The organism is Microcoleus sp. F4-D5 (assembly GCF_036704885.1).
Lineage (GTDB): Bacteria > Cyanobacteriota > Cyanobacteriia > Cyanobacteriales > Microcoleaceae > Microcoleus.
In genome coordinates this window covers 1-20835 of the sequence record NZ_JAUBSX010000046.1, presented here as the reverse complement: position 1 = coordinate 20835, position 20835 = coordinate 1, and the positions used below count along the sequence as shown (strand labels likewise).

Sequence of the window (20835 nt, the reverse complement as noted above, 5' to 3'; positions counted from 1 at the left end):
TCAATCTCCCCCTATTTCCACAAGCTTGCCAATATTAAAATCAATCCGAATCCACTCTTTCGGCTTCTGCAAATTACCCCATAACAACAAGGGAATTTGCCAATGATGCACCATCAAAAACGGCAGCGGATCGTCCCAATCGAAAATAGCATCTTTGCCTTGGGCGATAATTTTTAACCGCTCAGAAACGAGCTTTGGCGACGACAAATGAGTCACCAACCGCCAAATTTCATGGTAAATCCAGTAAGTCGGGCGACTGGATGCCAAAGGCTGCACAGTCTGCGGTAAAGGGTCGGGTTCCAAATAAGCTTTTGCCACATCTGGATGGTTGTAAAACATCGTGATGGCTGAATGGGTGCGGGGGTTGCATTCGATCGCGTAAATCTCTCCATCATCCGCCGCCTGAATGAAATCAAAGGAAACTTGTCCAGTCAGATTGAGACTCTTGGCAAACTGACGAATCCAATTTTCGATATCCGGGCGATCGACATTCTCGTAATTAACCTGAAACGCCGACGATTTGCAGCAACAGTGCAACTGAAGATGACCGTTACGGACGGTACTGTGAGTGCAGTATTCTTGCCCCGGAATATACTCTTGCATAATCCAAGGTTTACTCTCAGAAATTGGTAATGAGTTGACAAAGGCGGCTGTTTCGGCTGGGGTTTTGCAGGGTAACTTAGTGAGATCTAACCTGCGGACAGAATCGTAGGGAATACTTTTGATAATGTATTTGCGCTGTGCATCACTAAAATCAAAATCGATTACTTGCTGGGGATTAGTAATGCGGTAAGACTTCGGAACTGGCAGCCCCAATGCTTGGGCGGCTGTTGCAAACTCATATTTATCATCCAAACGTTGCAGAGTTTCGACATCTACGTGCATTACCGTACAGTGGGGAGAAAGTACCCTTTTGACTTCGGCATCGTAGTAACTCGCGACTGGACTGCAGACGGGAACGTAAACATTAACTCCCTCTTGTCGGACAATTTTTAAGAGTGCTTGGGGGTATTCCTCTGTCTGCGGGTTTGGTACTGTGTAAAAGCGATCGACTGCCCAAGAGTAACGATGACCTGTCAGCCAGTATTTCTCGGTTTCAACCAAAATTACCCGATGACCGGCTTTATGGAACGATCGGGCTAGCTGCAATGCTTTGGTCATCTTGCCGCCGCTAATCAAAATCGTTTGGGGAGTCGCTGCAGTTGATCGAGACTGAAACGGTTTGATGATGATGGATCTCAGTAGGGCGATCGCAGTTAATGCGAGATTCAGGGGCATTACTAACAGCAGCAAAATTAAGGTTGCTATGGTTTTGAATGCAGTCGGGAAGCGCCTGTTCCCAGTGTTTTTTTCCTGTTCAGATGGCATCGCTGCCACAGAAACTGTTTCGAGCATAATTTTTTAGTAAGTAAACACTATAATTAAAGGTAATATCAAATCTGTGAGCATCAGAAATATTCACATTTCTCCGATATTCATCTGCGTAAATCCGCGTCCATCCACTGTCATCTGCGCTTGCTGAAATTATCTTTTTTAAACCGCAGATACAGGCAGATAAACACAGATGAACGCAGATGAATTAGATAGATTCCGGTTGCACAGATTCCGATCCGGCTAAATCCGCATTAGGACTTTGACCGTTCCTAGCCCGCCTGATTAAGGGAATCTCCGGGGCAAGAGAACACGCTCTAAACGCGCCGAATTAAGGTCAATCCATCTCTGAGCGGCACTAACACTTGCTCTACGCGCGGATCGTCAACTAGAGCCTGGTTGAATTTGGCGATCGCCACTCCGTTCTCAGTAGCAGTACCCGACACATATGGCTGTCCCTGCATCAAAGTATTGTCGGCGCAGATCAAGCCATTGGGAGCCAACAACCCCGTAGTTAGGAGTAAATCGAGATAATCTGTGTATCCAGCTTTATCGGCATCGATAAACACCAAATCGAAGACTTCCCCGTGTTGGGCCAATTGTTTCATGGTTTCTAGAGCCGGTGCCACCTTCACTGAGATTTTGTGACCGGCAGTCGATTCGTCAAAACACTTCTGGGCAAATTCAGCGACGTAAGCGTCTACTTCGCAGGCTACCACCACTCCATCCACCGGCAGTGCTTCCGCCATTGCTAGTGCTGAGTACCCGGTAAACATCCCGATTTCCAGTACGCGCTGTGCTTTGGTGAGATGGACGAGAAATTTCAGCATTTGGCCTTCCACATGGCCCGAAAGCATCTCCTGTTCCAATTGGCGCACTGTCTCGCCGTCAGAGAATCGCTTACTCCAATCTTCTGATTGAGTGCGCTTCACTAACGCGGCTAAGGCGGGAGATTCGGGTGTGGTACAAAGATTCAGGTAGGGATCGAGACCGTTGGCTAGTTCGTAGGCTTGTTGTAATTGGGCCTTGAAAGCTCGATCGAGATTGTCGATTTTTTCTACTTGCGAGACGAGACTTTCGAGTTTAGCCGCTAAAATCCCGACTGGGGTAACGGGTCTCACGGTCATACCCCCGATTTGGAAAGAGTTGCAACTTTCTGCAATACCACATACATATCCTCGCCATCACCGTGACGCGGATAGCCCTGACAGATTTCTCGATGCACCGCTAGGGCTTCATCCAACTCAGTTCGAGTCAAATCGTTCATGAAAAAGCAGTCGCCAATGGGGCATGGAGCCGCAGCACGCTGAAGGCCGTCGCGGGTACGACTGATCGATGTGGTGGCTTTCCAGAGCAGTTCTGATGTCAGATAAGGGCTATCAATTGCTAGTCCGAGGCGGCTCATTAATCCTAAGATCCGATCGCGGTCGGCGATCGAAATGTAGCCCCGCAGTTGGGCAATAGTCGCCGAAAAAGCCATATCGATGGCGACACTGTGGCCGTGGAACATCGGAATTTCCGGCGTTAGTTCCAGCGTCGGACTCCAGGTGTGACCGTAGGCAATCACCCGATTCAAATCTAGCTCGTGGAGGTTTGGTACTTCTAGGGCCAGCATTGACTGAATCGCGTTGTAGGTTAACCGATGGGCCACTTCGCGCAGTTCAGATGTGCCGTTTAAATAGCCAAAATGGCTGTGCAGCAATGCTTCGCCGTAGTTTTCTAACAACTCGAAGATTTCTTTGTTGCCTACCACGGCGATTTTAATTAACTCTGCCATGCCGTTTCGTATTTGGTCGATCGGCAGAGTTTTCAGAAACGAGAAATCTAAAATTACTTTCTGCGAAGCGTGGTAGGCGCCGAGGCGGTTTTTCAGCTTACCGTGGTTCACAGCTACTTTGATCGCCACACTGGCATCAATCAGCCCAATTAAGGTTGTCGGTACGCGAATGTAGTTAGTCCGACGGCGATAGGATGAACAGGCAAAACCAGCTACGTCTGTCGTCAATCCACCACCGACTACCAAAACAGGCTCCTTCCGCACGAGTCCGAAATCAACGAAGGCATCTATGATGCTTTCAAACGTTTTTAACGTCTTATCAGGTTCCTTGATATTAACTGGAAAGACTGTTAAATCTATCTCGTGATGATTGAAATAATCTTGCATCTGTGTACCGTACAGACCGTAGACTGTTTCATCTACAACCATTAAACAGCGACCGAATTGGCGGTAACTATCCGCAATCTCAGGATTCTCCCGCTTGAAAGCACCATCGACGTATAGCAGGCTGAAATCTATTTTTTCGTACCCCTCAATCTGAAAAGCTCGATCGGTAGCTGTAAATGTTGCTTGAATGTCACCCATAAAATTTTTGCACTTTCGTTGATAAGTAAATGTAAGTATTCATGCCACAGCAAAAACGCTGAATCCTTTTCCAGAAAAGCTTTCTAGGCATTTGTTTGACAAAATTGTCATTCGATATAATCTCAACAATCAATCTAGAAAGCTGTTTTCAGAGCTGTTTATTAAGAAGCGGTTAAGTACTTATCGTACAGCATTTATACTGAAATCCTTGCAAGGAGCGAGTTTAGAGAAGCTCAATACTTACACTTAAGTTAACATAACGGATTTCTGATATTTATTCAACCTTATTCAACACCAAAGCTCCATAATACCTCTTGGGGAATAGAAGATAATCTAGCACTTCCACATTATTATTCAAAATTTTTGGAGGAAATCTGTCTTTGAGGAGATATGCGTGTTCCAGAACAGCAAGTGAATCAAATGCTGCCACTTGTCAAAATCTGAATTTGGAATTGTCGCGATTGTCATTGGTGACAAGTTAAAACTTAATGGCATTTGTCAATCAGTAATATTACTCAAAAAAACAGCTTTTTTAGGAGTGGAAAATTCACGACTTGAGAGGGAGTAAGTATAAATATGACCCTCGGCACGATCGCACGATCGCCCAAATCTCAGTTTTGGGCCCAAAATCCGAATAAATGTTGAGCATAATTGCTGATTGATATCGTTTCCGGTTGCATGAGCACGATCGAGTCAACGTCGCGCAAATTCCACCTTCCCCCACTCCCAACGGACCATCATCAGGAGTGTAACCGGAATAGATATGACAAATGCTTTCTTAGCTTAACTTGTTACCAATGGGCCATTGTTGGCAAAATATGCTTTGTAGAAATTACAGTATTTGATCTGACGATAGATCCGGGGCTATAGCCAGATTTGCTTCGCCCGACAGCACTTGACCAGGAGACCCACTAACTAATTGACCGTAAGAGTTTACGCCCAAACCCTTAACTTGGCGCATCAAAGTGCCCATTTCCAAAGCACTCATAGCATAATTCCAGCCCAAATTGCTTTTAATTCCAGCCCTTTCCAAAGCTTGCTGCATCGTGTCAGTCGTCACCACCCCAAAAATCACCGGCACCCCTGTCTGAAAAGCAGCAGCAGCAATTCCCTTAGCAACCTCACCAGCCACAAAATCGAAATGAGGAGTTTGGCCCCGAATTACCGCACCCAGACAAATTACCGCATCGTAGCGACGAGAAAGAGCAGCTTGCCTGGCCACCAAAGGAATCTCAAAACTTCCGGGAACCCAAAAAAAGTCCACCTGAGAACCATGAGGATTAATATCAACGCCGTGGCGTTTCAAACAATCTTGACATCCCTCCAAAAGTTTGTTTACAATCAAATCGTTAAAACGACCGATGACAATAGCAAATCGTAAAGATTCTGTTTGAGTAAAAGTTCCCTCGTAAACAGTCATAGTGTTTTAGTTTAGATTTTAGGTTTTAGATTTTTGATTTTTGTTTTTGAGAAGGCAAAAGCCAGAAAGTAGCAGCATCTCATCTGAATCTCAAGTGCAAAAACATACAGGGTCGCGCGGTCTGGAAAATTCCTAGCTTCTGCCGAATGCCTTTCAATCGCTGGTGAATGCCTTCATCCTTCTATCTTTTACCTTCTTTATTCGATATGGTTGGGTGAAATTAAACGACTAAAAAGTTCAATACACCCACTGCAATAACCAGCAAAAACCAGAGACCAGACCCGGCATAAATTAGGGATTTAGACTGATTCCAGTTTTGGGGAGAGGCATAAGCTACTGGCACGCCAACGACCATCACAAAAGACAGCAGTACCAGACCCAGTAAAACCAGTTGAAACAGAATTGATAACATCTTTTCTCCTTTCGATATAACCGTGCGTTGATCGGAAATAGTTTCCCAGAACCGAAAAAAATCTTCCAAATTCTAGTTTTTGACAGTTTCCCGATCGTCGATCGAGAAATTGTCGGTTGATTGATACGAAAGAACCCAGGCAAATTCGGGCGTTGCGCGAACAGGCGTCAGCGGCTCTTAAGATTTTTATCAATTTTATCATTGTTCGTTACAGCACAGAAAACTGGAAAGGTTAAGTTAAAGCCCGATCGACACATCCGGTTTCAGAGGGCGAGAAATTGCTACTGTTTGAGTTAGAGATGCGGGATGTTCGACTATGGACTTAGTTTTGTGCCACACAACAGCAGATTTTGACGCCTTGGGGGCGGCGGTGGGACTTTGCGTGCTGCGCCCCGGTAGCAGGATCGTACTTACTGGCGGGTGTCACCCGACGGTGCGGGATTTTTTGGCGCTACACCGCGACGAGTACCCGCTGATTGAACGCCGATCGGTCAATCCGCAACAAATTCGATCGATTACTATAGTTGATGCCTCCGGGCGCGATCGGTTGGGAAAAGCCGCCGAGTGGCTGGATTTGCCGCACCTGAGCGAAATTGCTGTTTTCGACCACCACCTAGAGGCGCATTCAGACATCCCCGCTACTGTTACCCAAATCGAAGCAGTCGGAGCCACCACTACATTAATTGTCGAAAAACTCAAAAATCAAGCAGAAAACAGCGACACACCATCTCGCCTTCTGCCTTCGGAAGCAACAGTCATGGCCCTCGGCATCCACGTCGATACAGGTTCCCTCACCTTTGAGGGCGCAACTGCGCGAGATGCAATAGCTTTGGCCTGGTTGATGGAACAGGGAGCGAGTTTGGGGGTCATCGCTGAATATGTAGAACCCGGTTTGTCTCCTCAATTGCAAGATTTGCTCCCAGAAGCGCTGAATAATTTGCGATCGGAAACTTTGCACGGTTACAGCGTAGCTTGGGTGCTGCTATCTACGGAATCCTACGTTCCCGGACTGTCTTCGCTGGCTTCTCGCTTGCTCGATTTAACTGAAACCGATGCTCTGCTGTTAGGTAATGTTTATAAATTTGGCGAAAACGAAAACAACCGCAACATCGCTCCCGAATCGCCAGTTTCCAATCGATTAACTATTATCGGTCGATCGCGCATCGAAGGAACAAACCTCAGCGAATTGTTCAAACCCTTCGGCGGCGGAGGTCACGCCCGCGCCGCTTCCATCGCCACCCGCGATGTTGACCCCCTGCTGACTTTAAATCAGTTAGCTGACGAACTCAAAGCTCAAATTCCCCACCCTCCGACAGCGCGCGAATTAATGTCGTCTCCAGTGCGGAGTATTCGCCCGGAAACATCGGTGGGGGAAGCTCACCGTATCCTCCTACGTTACGGACATTCGGGGCTTTGTGTGGTCGATGCGGGCGATCGGCTCGCCGGCATTATCTCGCGCCGGGACATTGACATTGCCCTGCACCACGGTTTCAGTCACGCCCCGGTGAAGGGTTACATGACTTGGCAGCTAAAAACGATCGCCCCAGATACCTTGCTGCCGGAAATTGAATCTTTAATGGTGACATACGATATCGGGCGCTTGCCAGTATTGGAAAACGGTCAACTGGTGGGAATTGTTACCCGCACTGACGTGTTGCGGGAATTGCACCAGCAAAAAGCGCGAGACAGGGGAAGCAATGCAGAATTGTCTTATTGTGTCATGCCCGAATCGGTTGAGCATTTGTTGCGATCGCGCATCAGTGCCGAATTGTGGCAATTATTGTCGATCGCGGCCAATATTGCCCAACAGCGCGGCTGGCAACTTTATCTTGTGGGTGGAGCAGTCCGGGATTTACTCTTAGCGACCGATGATACAGTGGCGCTAACAGATATCGATTTGGTTGTGGATGGAAAGTCCGGTTCCGACGATTCCGGTGCAGGTGTCGAGTTAGCTTCCTCGCTGCAAAAACTTTACCCAGAATCGCGTTTGGACGTTCACGGTCAATTTCAAACCGCAGCGCTTTTGTGGCACAAAGACTCTGCTTTCGGCTCGCTGTGGGTGGATATCGCTACGGCTCGTACTGAATTTTATCCTTATCCGGCTGCAAATCCTGAAGTTGAAGCGAGTTCGATTCGCCAAGATTTGTACCGCAGGGATTTTACAATTAATGCGCTGGCTGTGCGGTTGGGTGTTCCTCGCAGTGGCGAATTGTTAGATTTTTTTTGCGGTTTGCTGGACTTGGAATCGAAGCAAATTCGAGTTTTGCACGCCAATAGTTTTATCGAAGATCCGACGCGAATTTATCGCGCTGTGCGGTTTGCGGTGCGGTTGGGGTTTGAAATTGAGCCGCAGACGGAAGGATACATCCGCCACGCTTTGGCCAGCGGGATTTATTACCGAATTCAGGGGGAAAACGGCCGAGCTCCGGCTTTGGAAACTCGGCTCAAAAGCGAATTAAAATACATTTTGCAAGCTCCTTACTGGAAAGTTGCTTTGCAAATGCTGGGAGATTTGCAGGCTTTGCGCTGCATTCATCCTAGTTTGGAGTTGGATCGCCAGTTGTGGCGGCAACTGCGTTTGCTCGATCGGTGTTTGAATGGAGTAAGAAGGAAGAAGGAAGAAGGAAGAGGGAAGAAGGAAGAGGGAAGAGGGAAGAAGGAAGAAGGAAGAAGGAAGAGGGAAGAAGGAAGAGGGAAGAAGGAAGAGGGAAGAGACAATTCCCCATTCCCCATTCCCCATTCCCCATTCCCCATGATCAATATTCCCGATTGGCAGATGCGGCTGGAAGTTTTGATCGCTTATTTAGCACCGGAATATCGCGGCAAGGTGGCTGCAAATCTTCAGTTACCTGCTGACAGCATTAAGCGGCTGGAAGCTTTGGAAGCCGGAAAGAACCAGTTAGTAGAGAATTTGCCTAAGTGCAAGTTGCCGAGTCAATTGGTGCTGCTGTTGAAGAATTATGAATTGCCGGTGTTAATTGCGATCGCCCTGCAAAGTCCGCGAAGTGCACGCCGCCAAATTTGGGAATATCTCACCAGGTGGGCGAATGTTGAGCCTCCTTTAAATGGCAACGATTTGAAGGTTTTGGGCTATAAGCCCGGGCCTGGGTTTAAACGAATGTTGGATGATTTGTTGGCGGCGAAATTGGATGGCGATTTGGGCGATCGGGCTGCTGCTATCTCTTTCTTGGCAGAACGTTATCCTCAAACTTAGTAATGTGCGTTATCAGCGCGTTATTTTTTCTATAGAAGTAGCATCTTGCACCATTCTCGCTTCACAGGCTTTCATTCCCGTTCCGCGAAGAGTAGATTTTCTCGCTTCACGGGCAGGATGCCGGTTCATAAAAGGCTTATTGACAATGGTGCAACATCTCAGATAGAACCAATTTGGGGTCTGTTGCTGTAAGCGTAAGGCCTGTGCGATATGGATTTGGGCTTTTTTACCTCCATCGCCCCACGATATCGTTTCCGGGTGCATCGGAATCATAAAATCGAGTCAACAGTTAATACTCAACTATTCAGTTTCTAGACCCCGAGTCAACAACCAAAAATCATTCCGGTGTAACCGGAATTGATCTGATTTTTGGTCTTGTGGCTATTGAGATTACGAACTGCGATTATTTCCAATTTTGCCAGGAACTATTGAAAATAGAAGTACCCGGAAATGCGATCGGATTCTTATTTTGCTGCAACCGCAACTGCAACACTTCCAAGTTTGGCTCGCGAGATGGCAATTCGTCCACTAATTCATAAGGTATAATCCCCTTTTCTAGGGAAAAAGCAGCCGTAACTCCCGCCGCAGCACCGGCAGACCATTCAAAAGAATGCACTCTATAAGCAGCGGCCGCTGTGTGGCTAACAGCAATACTTTTACCTGCCACTAACATATTGTCAATTTTCTGAGGAATCATTGCCCGCAGCGGAATTTGGAACGGATAAGCTTGCCCTTGAGCTTTGCGAGTACCTTCGCGTTCGGTATTTCCCGGTGCTTCCGGCGGACTGTTAGTCATGCAGGGGTGAAAGTCGATCGCATAATGACCGATACCCACAGAATCAGGATAAATCGTAGCGCGCGATCGCGATTTTGTATCCTCAACAGATTGACTTCCCACGGCCAAAGCCGGCGCGTTCAAACCACCCACAGCCAACCACAAATTGCGATACTCTTCCTCCGACAAATTCTGGCGGTAAAAATCCGCCGCAAAGTCAGTGCGAGACATATCAACTTCCCACACCGTAAAACCTTGAGGCTGATTGAAACTCGGCCGCCCAATAATGCGCCTGCCCTCCCGCATATAAGGATATTTAGATAGTCCGTGTACCGTCCCCATCGGCGAATCTAACCCGCTCAAAAAACGATTGTTGGGATTAGGCTTTTTGACTCCCTCTCCTAGCTGCGAGTCAGTAGTTCCTGTTACCAGCCAGTAGAAAAATCCTTTGGCATTTTCCTCTCCCTTTCGCAAAGTTTCGGTTCGCAAACCGCCCATCCATCCCCCCGGTTGCAGTTGACCGGCTGCTTCCAACTGCGCGCGAGAATAAATTAAATTATCCCGGGCAGAACCGGGACGATAGTCATTGCCCCACGTCCAGTTTTGCATCGAAATATCCCCGGGATAAATGGGGAATTGCTTCGGGTCTGAAGGTCGCTTTCGATCGGGTCTCATACTCCTGATTTGGCGGTAGCTGAAAACTAAAGGAAAGCTGGCCAATCTCGGCAATTCGTAGCTGTAGTAAGGAGCGTATTGTTGATAAAAAGAAGGTAGTTGATGCTGCTGTGGTTCCTTCGTTGCCTGCATCGCAAAGGTGTAGGTAAAACCTTGAGTGCAGTAAGCGTCGCCGGTGGGGCTGGGGGAGGAAGGTTCCAGAGGGGAACGCGGGTCAATTCCGAGGCGGTAGGGAACATCCGCAAGTCCGATCAATTCTCCTGTTTCAGTGGCATCTACAACGTACCAATCAGCACCCCCCCTACTGCCAGAAGGGGGGGAACTGGTAGAATTCCCCCCTTGTAAAGGGGAACTGGTAGAATTCCCCCCTTGTAAAGGGGAACTGGTGGAATTCCCCCCCCTTGCCAAGGGGGGGTTAGGGGGGGTCTGAGATTTAGGAATAAACCGAATAATAGTTTTATTAAAACGCGGAGAATTTTCGTAGCGATAGGCATCTTCGATAGTTTGAGAAAGAGTTTCGGTGTTGAGTGGTGGCGTGTTGGCGGCCGGTTTGTGTTGAATGGCGATCGCACTTTTAATTTGTTGACCTCCAACTGCATTCCCCACCTCAGCAGGAGTAATTGCTAGTTCTTTAATAACTGTATTGGGAAACCATTTCAGCGTGCCTTTGCCTTTTCTAGCGGCATCCTGCAAGATGTTAAATAGAATTTTGTGACCGTCGTAGGGCATGAAACACGAATAGCTAACCCAACAGCCTCCGGGATTTAGCCGGCCGTAATGTTGCTCGATCCGCCGCCGCAATTCTAGGTAGCCGCGGGGGTAAAATAAGAGCGATCGCTGAGTCTCTCTTTCATCGAGTGCGGAAGTTCCCTGGGAGGAAATTTGACCGCCTACCCAGTCAGTAATTTCAGTCAGGCAAACTGTGCGCCCCGCCAGCAAACCTTCGTAAGCGGTAGCAGCGCCTGCGAGCCCGCCGCCTGCTACTAGAATGTCGCAAGTTTCTGCTGTGTCTGGATTGCGGGGAGGTTCGGCAAATACTGGCGAAATGCTCCCTATCGCGGAAATTATGCCCAAAGTGAGACTAAGGATCGATCGACCTTTGAGCAAAAATAGATACTGTCGAAGTTTCATCGGAGATTGTGGAATTAATTTTGACATAGCGCGAAAAACACTCATCTCATCTAAATGTTTATTTTGCAGTATACTGGTATTTCGCGGTGTTGTCAGGGAAAACTTTTTTAGATAAGAGGCATTAATACCAGTAACAACTATTGAACAGCCGGATCTACCTTATGCTCAAAATTGTCAATTTTTTTATGTCATTGATTCCTTTTGAGAGTTTAACAATTACCACCAGTTTAACTTTTTCGGAAGTTTTACGCAGGTTGGACGAAGTTGTCACTACTCCAAAACTTTTTAGAGTAATTCTACCCTTTAGCCCACCACCTGTCAAACCCTATGAAGGAACAATTTCTGGCAAAAAATTCAAAATCAATCGCATCATCATCGGTCGCAATTCATTTATTCCCATTATAGAAGGAGATATACACCCTCAAAAGTTCGGTTGTTATATAAAAATTCGGATGAGTTTACATAAAATAGTTCTAGGATTTATGATTCTTTGGCTGTGGACAACGGGCAGTATTGGAATGTTTGCTTTATTTGCTTGGTTAGTCGAACCATCCGTGGGAGCCATATTTTTGCCAATTTTAGGAATGTTTATTTTTGGCTGGCTTTTGTGCTTGATTCCATTTAAGATAGAAGCAAAAGCAGCTATAAAGTTTTTGTCTATTTTGTTAACATAAAGTAATTCATCACGACAATATTTTAGCTGTATTGTTAAAAAAAATCTGGCTTCATCGGCGGTAAAAAAATCAAGTTTCCGGGATTACCCATGCGTCAAAACCAACTCAAACAAAAAATTAAACAAGGCGAAACAGTCCTCGGTTTATTTATGAACTGCGCTTATCCCGCATTCATGGAAATCTGCGGTCACGCTGGATTTGATTTTGCCGTCATCGACATGGAACACGGCCCCCTGCACCCGCTTGCTGCTGAAGATTTGTGTCGCGCCGCCGACTGTACTGGAATTGCACCGATTGTTCGCGTCCGCAAAAACGACGGGCCGCAAATTCAACGAGCTCTCGACATCGGCAGTGCAGGCGTTCAAGTACCTCAAATTGAAAGCAAAATTGATGCTGAAACCGCTGTCAAAAGTGCTAAATACAGTCCTCTGGGCACGCGGGGCCTTTCCTTTGCTACGCGGGCCGGACTTTACACCGCCGCAGGTACAAATATCACCGACAAACTCAACGAAGAATCCTTAGTTGTGATTCATGTCGAAGGCAAAGGCGGTATCGACAACCTGGCAGAAATTGTGACTGTGCCAGAGGTGGACGTGATTTTTCTGGGGCCTTACGATCTGTCACAGTCGATCGGCATTCCCGGCCAAGTCCGCGATCCCCGAGTCATCGACATGATGCAGGAGGCAGTGCAAACCATCCGCAAAGCAGGCAAAGCAGCGGGTACTTTTGCCGAAAACCCCGAAATCGCCCAGCAGTGGATTGATGCTGGCGTTCAGTACGTCGCGCTTGGGGTCGATGTTGCCGTTTTCCTGCGGGCCTGTCAGTCGTTGGTGAAAGCAGTCAATCGATTTTAGATTTTAGATTTTGGATTTTGGATTAAAAGAAGAACAAGCCCCCCACTTCATCTTGTCGTCTTTACGATATCTTTGCAATTTTTGTAATGTCTTTTACGACACATACAAAAAACCTGCGCTAGAGTAGAAGCATAAACCTCCTTAAGGCAAAATTAAGGAGGGGAGCAAGGCTTCAGGGAGTAAAATCTATGAAAACCGTATTAGAATCCATTCATTTGGATTATGCGTTCATGTTTACTTTCAAAAAAGTAAACTCGATTAAGCTAGAAGGTTTCAAGGAATTTTTTGACGATATGCCTGTCGATCCGTATGTGAAAGGTAAGTATCGTTCGAGAAGATTATCGCGGTTTGCAGTCAACGGAAATGAGTTAGTTAAGTTACCTCACGGCTATTTGTATCAAAGCAAAACATACAATCCGCTAGTGGGCGATATCAGGCGGGAATTTGCCGAATTGGACGATCGGCTAATCGCCCTCGATAATTTCAAACAGATGATTTTTGCTTTTTTCGATTCCTGCAAAATTCACCCGGAAGCTGAAATCGGCATCCATCAAATCAGGACAACTTGTTCGCCAAACAATTTCGGCAACCCCGCACCGGAAGGAATTCACCAAGACGGTACAGACTTTATCGGGATTTTCTCAGTTGACAGAACTAATATTGTCGGCGGGGAAACGCATTTGTACTTGGCTAAAAAAGAGAAGCCTGTTTTTAATAAAATTCTGCATCCGGGAGAATTGCTGTTAGTTAACGACCACGAGTTTTTCCACTTTACTACGCCGATTAAACCGGAATCTGAAGGGGTGGGAACCAGGGATGTCTTTGTGCTGACTTCTCCGAGTTTGCTTTGCGATTGAGTAGAGTTGGGCATTGGGCGTCTTTCGTTCGCAGTCAGGATTTTAGTCCTCTCTCTGGCGTTTATTCAATCATGACTAAAGTCCTGACTACAAACCTTTCGTTCGTAGTCAGGACTTTATTCGTCTTTCTGGCGTTTAGTCATATCATATCCGATTGAGTGACCGCGATAAAAAGGGCGGGTTTTTGAGATTGGAGATTGTTGGCAGATATTTTTTTTTCGCGAACCCGCCCCCTACCGTATTAGGGGTAATCGACCGGACATGATATCAATCATGACTAAATTCCTGACTACAAACCTGCATATTTTCCTAAAAAACCCGGTTTATGCCTCTAGCAACTCACAGATAAATCCTATCGAAACTTCCGTTCAGATTCTTGAATGGGAACATCATTAATGCTGGCTTCACGTCTTCGCATTAACCCATTTTCTGCAAATTCCCACTGTTCGTTACCATAGGCGCGATACCAGTAGCCAGAATCATCGTGCCACTCATACTCGAAGCGAACAGAAATCCGATTGTCTGTAAAACTCCACAGTTCTTTCTTTAAACGGTAATCTAATTCCTTTGCCCATTTTCGTCTTAAAAAAGCCTTGATTTCTTCCCGTCCGCTGAAGAATTCGGCACGGTTTCGCCACTGAGAATCTTCCGTATAAGCTAAGGCTACTCGTTCTGGATCGCGGGTATTCCAGGCATCTTCAGCAGCTTGAACTTTTGCTTTAGCCGTTTCTAACGTAAAGGGCGGTAGAGGTGGTTTAGTTTCCATCAGCTTTGTTTTTTGTGATTATAAAAGATCAGGTGCGGGATGCTCGCGCTACAGAGAGAGTTTTGGGACTTTGATATCAATCCTCAGGATCGGGATCGATTCCCATTGCTCGCAGTCGCTCCGCTAACTGGGTGACTTTTCGCTCTGCTTGTTCGGCTCTTTCCCGTTCTTGTTCGGCTCTTTCCCGTTCTTGTTCGGCTCTTTCTCGTTCTTGTTCGACCAGGGCTCGCTCAATTTCAACTTGTTCGGAGCCAGTTAACAGCAAATTCCCCTGCGAATCCCACCACCGCAGCCAAAGAAGTTCTTGATTTTGATAGCTTCCCTGCCACAGTCCCAATTCTACATCTAGTACAGGAATGGGATAGTGACCGCGTTCGTTTGGCTCCATCCTTCGATACACAAAATCTATTAGGTGATAAACTTCTAAATTGCCAGTTCTCATTTCATAAATGCCGTAGTAAGGAATGCGGATAATTCTCTCGTACACCCAAAACTTACCGGGTTTAGTTGTTGTACCGTCAGGCGCCACAGAAAGCGGAGTACGATCGCGCTCTTCCTCTCCATTACCGCTAGCAAATTCTAAAGCAATGAACGGAGCCATGTGTTCCCGCCAAAGTACATAAGAACGGCGAAAACCGTCAAGTGTTGCCGGTACGTTCGGCACGTAAAACCAATCCGGTGCTTCGGCACCTTTCTCTGGCGGGTCAGTTTCTCGCCAGTAAATGCCGCAATCTTGCCCGATCGCATATTGTCCGTCTGGATGCAGCCGCTCTACAACCGGCCCGATCGAATCTGTCAGAATGATGCTCTGAGGATGCTCCTGGAAATTTTTCACAAATGTACCGTCTTCGTCTGGCAATTGCGTGTGGTCGGGGAATGCAGGAGGCAGACCAGTAGCAGTTATTATCTCAGTCATCGTCTTTTCCGTGCAGTTATTGTTCATTGTACAATGTGCGAAATTTTATTATATCGAGCTGATTTAAAACTTTAGCTAATATTCGCTAATATGGAAAAGCGATCGTAAAAGGTAAGTCAGATGGTTGTCGCAATTTCTAAAGCAGGATTGGGTAAAGCTGCGGCTTTCCTGTCAAACGTGACATGGGAGACTCTAGAAAAGTTGGATGCAGATTTGGCGGAAACTGGGGCGCATTTAACTTATTTGGATGGGTGTTTAGAAATTATGGCTCCTTTTTCTGAGGAACATGAAGAATCTAGAAACACTTTAGATCAGCTTTTAGAGATTTATATGCGGACGAAAGACATTCGTTTCTACGCCCGTGGTAGTACAACTATCGGGATGAAGGAGTTGGGTGCACGGAAAGAACCAGATGAGTCTTATTGTTTGGGTACGCGCAAGTCGGTTCCAGATTTGGCGATCGAGGTAACAGTGACGAGTGGTGGAATTGATACGCTGGAAATCTATCGTCGTGTGGGAGTGCAGGAGGTTTGGTTTTGGGAGGATGGGGTAATTTCGGTTTATTGCTTGCGTCCAACGGGATATGAGTTGGTGAGTAAGAGCGAACTTTTGCCGGAGTTGGATTTGCGATCGATCGAGTTTTATTCGCGGATGGCGGATCAATATGATGCGGTGAATGCTTTTATGCGATCGATGTAGAATAGAAAAGAGTAATTCTGTGATAGAAAAGAGTAATTCTGTGGTTTAATTGCTTTGCGATCGGGTGAAATTACCCATAGGTTATAGAAGATTTAATTTGCACAGATGCTTAAATATTAGAGGGATTACCGCAATATCAACCACTCCACGCTTTGTTTGATTGACCAATCACATAAAATTTAAAAACTTTTTTTAGACTCGATCAAATTGCTCAAAGCTATAAGCTCAATAATATTCGGCTTTCTTTCTTGCTGGATCTTTATTTTATGCTTGATAATATTTTCCCAACACCTCTCTATATCTTCTATATTAATACCTTCACAACTTTTGTGCAATTCAAGATATTGAAATATGGGTCGAGATAATTGGGTTTGTAAATGCATCTTTCGTTTTTTAGGAATTACGATATAAATGGGAAAATTGGGATCGATAAATGTTAGGGGATTTAATTTTACATTAGCCACAAAATCACCCATACGCAATAGCCCAGAGTGGATAGCAGTAGTGCATTCAATTTCAAATAATGCTACTATTTTAAACTGAGTATCTAGCCATATTTGATCAATTAATTTACTAATTTTTTCAACCTTTTTGTCTAATCCACCAACAGGGAATTCTTGCATTGTTAACTCTTTAAGTTTGACGAGCCTAAAGTTCTCGCAAGTATTGTCCCGCAATTTATGCTCTCCGAATATATAGTCCTTTGAGTGATCGTTTGCAGCAATCCATACTTTATGGCCTAATTTGTGTCCTATCTCTGCTAGAATTCCCTGTGTTCTAGTATGTATTGAAATCTCTGGCAATAAAGCTGGTGGATTTTTTTTATTAAAACTCTTTTGATACTTTGGTTCAATTTTTGGTTTTCTGTAATCGGATATAACTATGTCTTCGGGAAAGAAAAGATTTAGCTGATTTATATTCTTTGGTTCTATTTCACAAATAGTTTTTTCGGGCTTTTCTAATCCTATAGCATTGGTTTTATCAGCCCTTTCGATATTTTTTACTTTTTTTAGGTCAGCATTGGTAAGGTTAGCGCCTCTAAGATTAGCCCAATCTAGGTCTGCTCCTTCAAGATTTGTATCTCTCAAGTCTGCATAAATAATATCTGACCATTTCAGATTAGCCTCTATAAGAGATGCCCCTCTTAATTGAGCGCTGATTAAATTAGTATAGCTTAGATTGCTATAGTTTAAGTTTGCATTGCTCAAATTTGCACCACTTAGATTAGCAAAGCTCAGATCGATATCTGTCAAATCAGCATCGCTTAAGTCACAACCATGAAAATCTCTTCTGCCTTCTGCATAAAGTTGTTTCAGTTCGTTTTCATCTATATTCATAAACTCCTCTCAACTATTTTATTAAGGTACATTGCTCTAAGTGACAGTAAAGCCTATTATCTGCGATCGCCCTACCTCCTCACTGGCTGAAATCCCTGCACAAAACTCACCCAGCGTGGTACTTTATCACCTGTAATATTTAGGATAGGAATGTTGAAACTGCTGACATCGGGGCGACCGATTTCACCAGCCGAAAAAGTAATATTCGTAGGTTCTGATTTACCTAAACCATAGGCACTAGCTATTTGATTAGCAAGTCGGCAGGTTATTACAAAACTTCCCATATTAATCGTGCCACCCCCAGCCTCGTAATTCCAAGTAATACCGGGTGTTAAATTTCCCTGCTGACACATAAAGTGCGTGACTTCAAACATTTTGGCAATGTGAACGTCATATCGCCTTAAGCGTCCTCCATACGCCGATGCTGTGGTATCGCTTTCTGGTACTACAATCGATCCAAATCCTTCGTCAAAACCAAGCTTCATCGGTAGTGCCGTGGAACTTGTGAGCGGTTGACTCGCTTGAGGTTGTACGCGAGTCGGTGACATCTGTATTGGTTTGACAAATTGACTATTAGCGCGAATAAAACAACCTTGCGCCGCACCAGCAGTGTAGTTTTTTCCTACAAAAAGCCAAGGTAAACCCCTGGTATCCCGGAAAGTAACACCAGCATTTCCAGGAAAGCTTTCAAAACTCTGTCCCTGTTTTAAAACACCAACTACAGACCAATTAAAAACATCAAATGGAGTGCTGTTGTCAATACGCATAAATTCTTCAAAAGAAGAACTCATACGACAATTTAACCCCTTTGGGTCTGGGTCTACTACTTCCCAATAAGTATGATAAGTTCTTCCTATATAATCCCCTTGATTATTAGGACTTGGTAGAGGTGCAGTAGAACCCAGTTTAGCTGTTCCTAATACCAGCAGAGTTGCAAGAGTAATGGTTTTTAATTCTTTTAACATGGTATCACTTTTTAAACGTTATATTTATTGACAATCAAATTGCGATCGCACTTCTTCCACAATCTCGACAGCACATCATGGGATGAAAAGCCGACTTACACCCATATAAGTATTAATATCAAGCACAATTTCAACCAGACGAACCGCACAACGCTGCCGATATTCAGAGTCATTCAACAAGCGATCGGCATCGCCAATAGTAATCACGGGGAGTGATGTAGAAGTAATTTCCTCGCGCATCACTTGTTCTAGAGAGTTATCGCCCTTCATACTCCGATTGGCGGTCAATAAAATCATCTGGTTTGATTGAGCCAAGCGCCAAACTACTCGATCGTCACTATCGATCTGCAGGCTCATTTCGTCAAAGGTGATAAATCGAATGGGCACCCAATCTAGCCAGCCGCTATTTAAAATACTACCTGAAAGAAGTATGGCGTGTCCTTTTAAATTATGATCGACTAAAAAATTCATGGCTGAGACTTAAACTTGGCTTTGGCTGCTTGAAGTTTTGCTCGAATAGCTTCTTCACCAGGTTTTGGTGGTTGGGCGGCAATTCTGGCAATCAGATCGCGATTTTTTTCTTCGTAGTAAAGCCGCAATTCTTCAGCTTCCTTAAGCACCATTTGATACTCGGCTTCAACATCAGCGCGATTTGCCTCAATATAAGCTAAAGCTGCATTAATTTGTGCTTCTGTAAGGTCAAACAATCCCCTGATAAACTTAGGCGGATATTGAGCAGTCACATAGTCCATGATGTCGTAGATAGTGATGCGCGTACCTGCGATCGACAGTCCTCTTTCTGTACGGATGATAGCTGTTTGTTCGTCGGATATGCTTGTCATGCCTATAACCTCCTAGAAATGATTTCTATATTAGAATAATTATCAAAACTCTTGCAACAATCATTGGTTTTTGGTTGTTTACGCTCACCCTGAGAGTAAGGTGCGTCGCTCATCGGTTGTCGATTTTCATTGAGGATTTAAGGGCGGCGACTCACCCGGTTTCTGACTCCCCACAGACTCCAAGAAACCAGGTTTCTGCGATAATTTACGCATCTTTACCGAGATTTTGAAAAGAAACCCGGTTTCTGACTCCCACGCGCCCCAAAATCCAAGAAACCGGGTTTCTGCGATAATTTACGCATCCTTACCGAGATTTTGAGAAGAAACCCGGTTTCTAACTCCCACGCGGCCCACGCTATCGTCCAACTTCAACTAAACCCAGCTAACCACAGCGGAAGCATCAACAGCAACCCGACAGAACTGATGGCGATGCTGCTAGCTAACAAATCGCGATCGAGCTCGTAGACTTCTGCTAAAATCAGCACGAAAAGAGCTGTGGGCGTTCCCGACATCAAGACCAACACGAACCTCGGATCGCCGCTCAATCCGAAATAACTAGCACCCAATCCGATGAGCACCGGCACAATTACCACTTTTAACAGCGACGGGATTAAAGCCAGTTCAAAACTTTCCCATTTCTTAATAGACCTCAGCCGGATGCCAACCAGCAGCAAAGCACTGACAATTACCACCCAAACACCAGTCTGCAATCCCGATTCCACTGTCTCGGGTAGGGGGATGTTTCTAGTAGAAAAACCAATTAAAAATGCCCACAGGGCGGGAACTGTCAGCACGTCCCGGATCAGAGTCCACCTGTGATTTTTTTGCTCGGAGTTCCCGAAATAGCTAGCAATAAATACACCGAAAAAATAAGTTCCAATAACATTGTTAGTGACGCTGTACAAGACAGCCCAGTTATTGTTATCGGTGCTGATGATAGACAGGGTGATTGCTAATCCAACAAAGCCCGTATTCCCTAACATCGCAGCTAGGATAAAACTCCCTTCGCTCGATCGCTTCAGGGAATTAAAATTTAATAGAAATAAATTCACTAGAGAATTTTTGCCCTGAAAATAGGGCTTTTTGATGTGGGCCGCACTCAGCCTACGCAATAATAACCAAGTCAGCCAAGCACAACTCATACTCAGAAATAACACGAATATGGCGATCGCCGGCGTGAATCCCACAGCACCAGAAAAATCGCTCTGACGGGCTAAAACTAGAATTTGCAGCGGTATCCCAATCCAGAAAAGAAAGTGGCTCAGCAGCTTGGGAAAATCAACTGGGATGTACCGAAACAGCAGCAGTCCCAAGCCCGTCCAGATAACTAGAGGCGTATAAGCGTGAAATAAGGTTTCAATCATAAAAATTTAACTAGACAATTTGAAATGCCTCTATCTATTAATAGTAATACTAAAATCAGTTTAAGAAATGCGAATTGTCGTTAGCGGAGCTCTCGAAGAGGATCGCACTTGCACGCTTTTTCGTCCTAGTAGACGTAGGCGGGAGTTAACCTACCATTGATTATTTCTTCAATGCTTTGCCCGAATAAGTCCATTTGAAGG

Annotated in this window: 18 protein-coding genes; 5 read left to right on the top strand and 13 right to left on the bottom strand. The window is 45.4% G+C overall.

All coding sequences use genetic code 11. The features are described from left to right. From QUA80_RS20480 to psbZ, 5 genes are all read right to left on the bottom strand, one after another. Complete coding sequence (locus tag QUA80_RS20480; protein ID WP_333426931.1) at positions 1-1395, bottom strand: ATP-grasp domain-containing protein; 1395 nt, start codon at positions 1393-1395, stop codon at positions 1-3. Positions 1396-1688: 293 nt separating this feature from the next. Then, the gene (locus QUA80_RS20475; RefSeq protein WP_333426930.1) at positions 1689-2498 is read right to left on the bottom strand and encodes a class I SAM-dependent methyltransferase; all 810 of its coding nucleotides are present in this window, start codon (positions 2496-2498) and stop codon (positions 1689-1691) included. Then, the gene (locus QUA80_RS20470) at positions 2495-3733 is read right to left on the bottom strand and encodes a sedoheptulose 7-phosphate cyclase (protein ID WP_333426929.1); all 1239 of its coding nucleotides are present in this window, start codon (positions 3731-3733) and stop codon (positions 2495-2497) included. The genes QUA80_RS20475 and QUA80_RS20470 overlap by 4 nt, the downstream gene beginning before the upstream one ends. Positions 3734-4565: 832 nt before the next feature. Continuing rightward, a complete protein-coding gene (ribH, locus tag QUA80_RS20465; RefSeq protein WP_333426928.1) occupies positions 4566-5153 on the bottom strand; it encodes a 6,7-dimethyl-8-ribityllumazine synthase in 588 nt (195 codons plus the stop codon). A 220-nt stretch (positions 5154-5373) separates the two neighbouring features. Continuing rightward, positions 5374-5565: a photosystem II reaction center protein PsbZ gene (psbZ, locus tag QUA80_RS20460; protein ID WP_333426927.1), complete on the bottom strand. Its 192-nt coding sequence runs from the start codon at positions 5563-5565 to the stop codon at positions 5374-5376. Between the two features lie 316 nt (positions 5566-5881). Here psbZ and QUA80_RS20455 point away from each other — a divergent pair, with 316 nt between their 5' ends. Continuing rightward, entirely contained in the window at positions 5882-8779 is a 2898-nt protein-coding gene (locus tag QUA80_RS20455) for a CBS domain-containing protein (protein WP_333426926.1), read from the top strand. Between the two features lie 403 nt (positions 8780-9182). Here the strand turns inward: QUA80_RS20455 and QUA80_RS20450 are convergent, their stop codons facing one another. Next, positions 9183-11360 (bottom strand): FAD-dependent oxidoreductase, encoded by a 2178-nt coding sequence (locus QUA80_RS20450; protein ID WP_333426925.1) that lies wholly within the window; start codon positions 11358-11360, stop codon positions 9183-9185. A 185-nt stretch (positions 11361-11545) separates the two neighbouring features. Between QUA80_RS20450 and QUA80_RS20445 the strand changes: the two genes are divergently transcribed. From QUA80_RS20445 to QUA80_RS20435, 3 genes are all read left to right on the top strand, one after another. After that, positions 11546-12034: a hypothetical protein gene (locus QUA80_RS20445; RefSeq protein WP_333426924.1), complete on the top strand. Its 489-nt coding sequence runs from the start codon at positions 11546-11548 to the stop codon at positions 12032-12034. Positions 12035-12123: 89 nt separating this feature from the next. After that, the gene (locus QUA80_RS20440; RefSeq protein WP_333426923.1) at positions 12124-12888 is read left to right on the top strand and encodes an aldolase/citrate lyase family protein; all 765 of its coding nucleotides are present in this window, start codon (positions 12124-12126) and stop codon (positions 12886-12888) included. 188 nt (positions 12889-13076) lie between these two features. Continuing rightward, positions 13077-13745, top strand: a complete 669-nt coding sequence (locus tag QUA80_RS20435; RefSeq protein WP_333156802.1) for a 2OG-Fe dioxygenase family protein — start codon at positions 13077-13079, stop codon at positions 13743-13745. A 352-nt stretch (positions 13746-14097) separates the two neighbouring features. Here the strand turns inward: QUA80_RS20435 and QUA80_RS20430 are convergent, their stop codons facing one another. Next, positions 14098-14511 (bottom strand): nuclear transport factor 2 family protein, encoded by a 414-nt coding sequence (locus QUA80_RS20430; protein ID WP_190657739.1) that lies wholly within the window; start codon positions 14509-14511, stop codon positions 14098-14100. A gap of 76 nt (positions 14512-14587) precedes the next feature. After that, the gene (locus tag QUA80_RS20425; protein ID WP_333426922.1) at positions 14588-15427 is read right to left on the bottom strand and encodes a Uma2 family endonuclease; all 840 of its coding nucleotides are present in this window, start codon (positions 15425-15427) and stop codon (positions 14588-14590) included. A gap of 120 nt (positions 15428-15547) precedes the next feature. Here QUA80_RS20425 and QUA80_RS20420 point away from each other — a divergent pair, with 120 nt between their 5' ends. Then, positions 15548-16126 (top strand): Uma2 family endonuclease, encoded by a 579-nt coding sequence (locus QUA80_RS20420; RefSeq protein WP_333426921.1) that lies wholly within the window; start codon positions 15548-15550, stop codon positions 16124-16126. 179 nt (positions 16127-16305) lie between these two features. Here QUA80_RS20420 and QUA80_RS20415 read toward each other — a convergent pair whose 3' ends face one another. The 5 genes from QUA80_RS20415 to QUA80_RS20395 all read right to left on the bottom strand — a co-directional run bounded on the left by QUA80_RS20415 (position 16306) and on the right by QUA80_RS20395 (position 20634). Beyond that, positions 16306-17463, bottom strand: coding sequence for a pentapeptide repeat-containing protein (locus QUA80_RS20415; RefSeq protein ID WP_333426920.1), 1158 nt, complete (start codon positions 17461-17463; stop codon positions 16306-16308). 71 nt (positions 17464-17534) lie between these two features. Continuing rightward, positions 17535-18428 (bottom strand): hypothetical protein, encoded by an 894-nt coding sequence (locus QUA80_RS20410; RefSeq protein ID WP_333426919.1) that lies wholly within the window; start codon positions 18426-18428, stop codon positions 17535-17537. A gap of 75 nt (positions 18429-18503) precedes the next feature. After that, positions 18504-18899 (bottom strand): ACP S-malonyltransferase, encoded by a 396-nt coding sequence (locus QUA80_RS20405; protein ID WP_333426918.1) that lies wholly within the window; start codon positions 18897-18899, stop codon positions 18504-18506. Continuing rightward, positions 18896-19270: a DUF433 domain-containing protein gene (locus tag QUA80_RS20400; protein WP_333426917.1), complete on the bottom strand. Its 375-nt coding sequence runs from the start codon at positions 19268-19270 to the stop codon at positions 18896-18898. The genes QUA80_RS20405 and QUA80_RS20400 overlap by 4 nt, the downstream gene beginning before the upstream one ends. A 368-nt stretch (positions 19271-19638) precedes the next feature. Then, positions 19639-20634 (bottom strand): AEC family transporter, encoded by a 996-nt coding sequence (locus QUA80_RS20395; protein WP_333426916.1) that lies wholly within the window; start codon positions 20632-20634, stop codon positions 19639-19641. Positions 20635-20835: the final 201 nt, after the last annotated feature.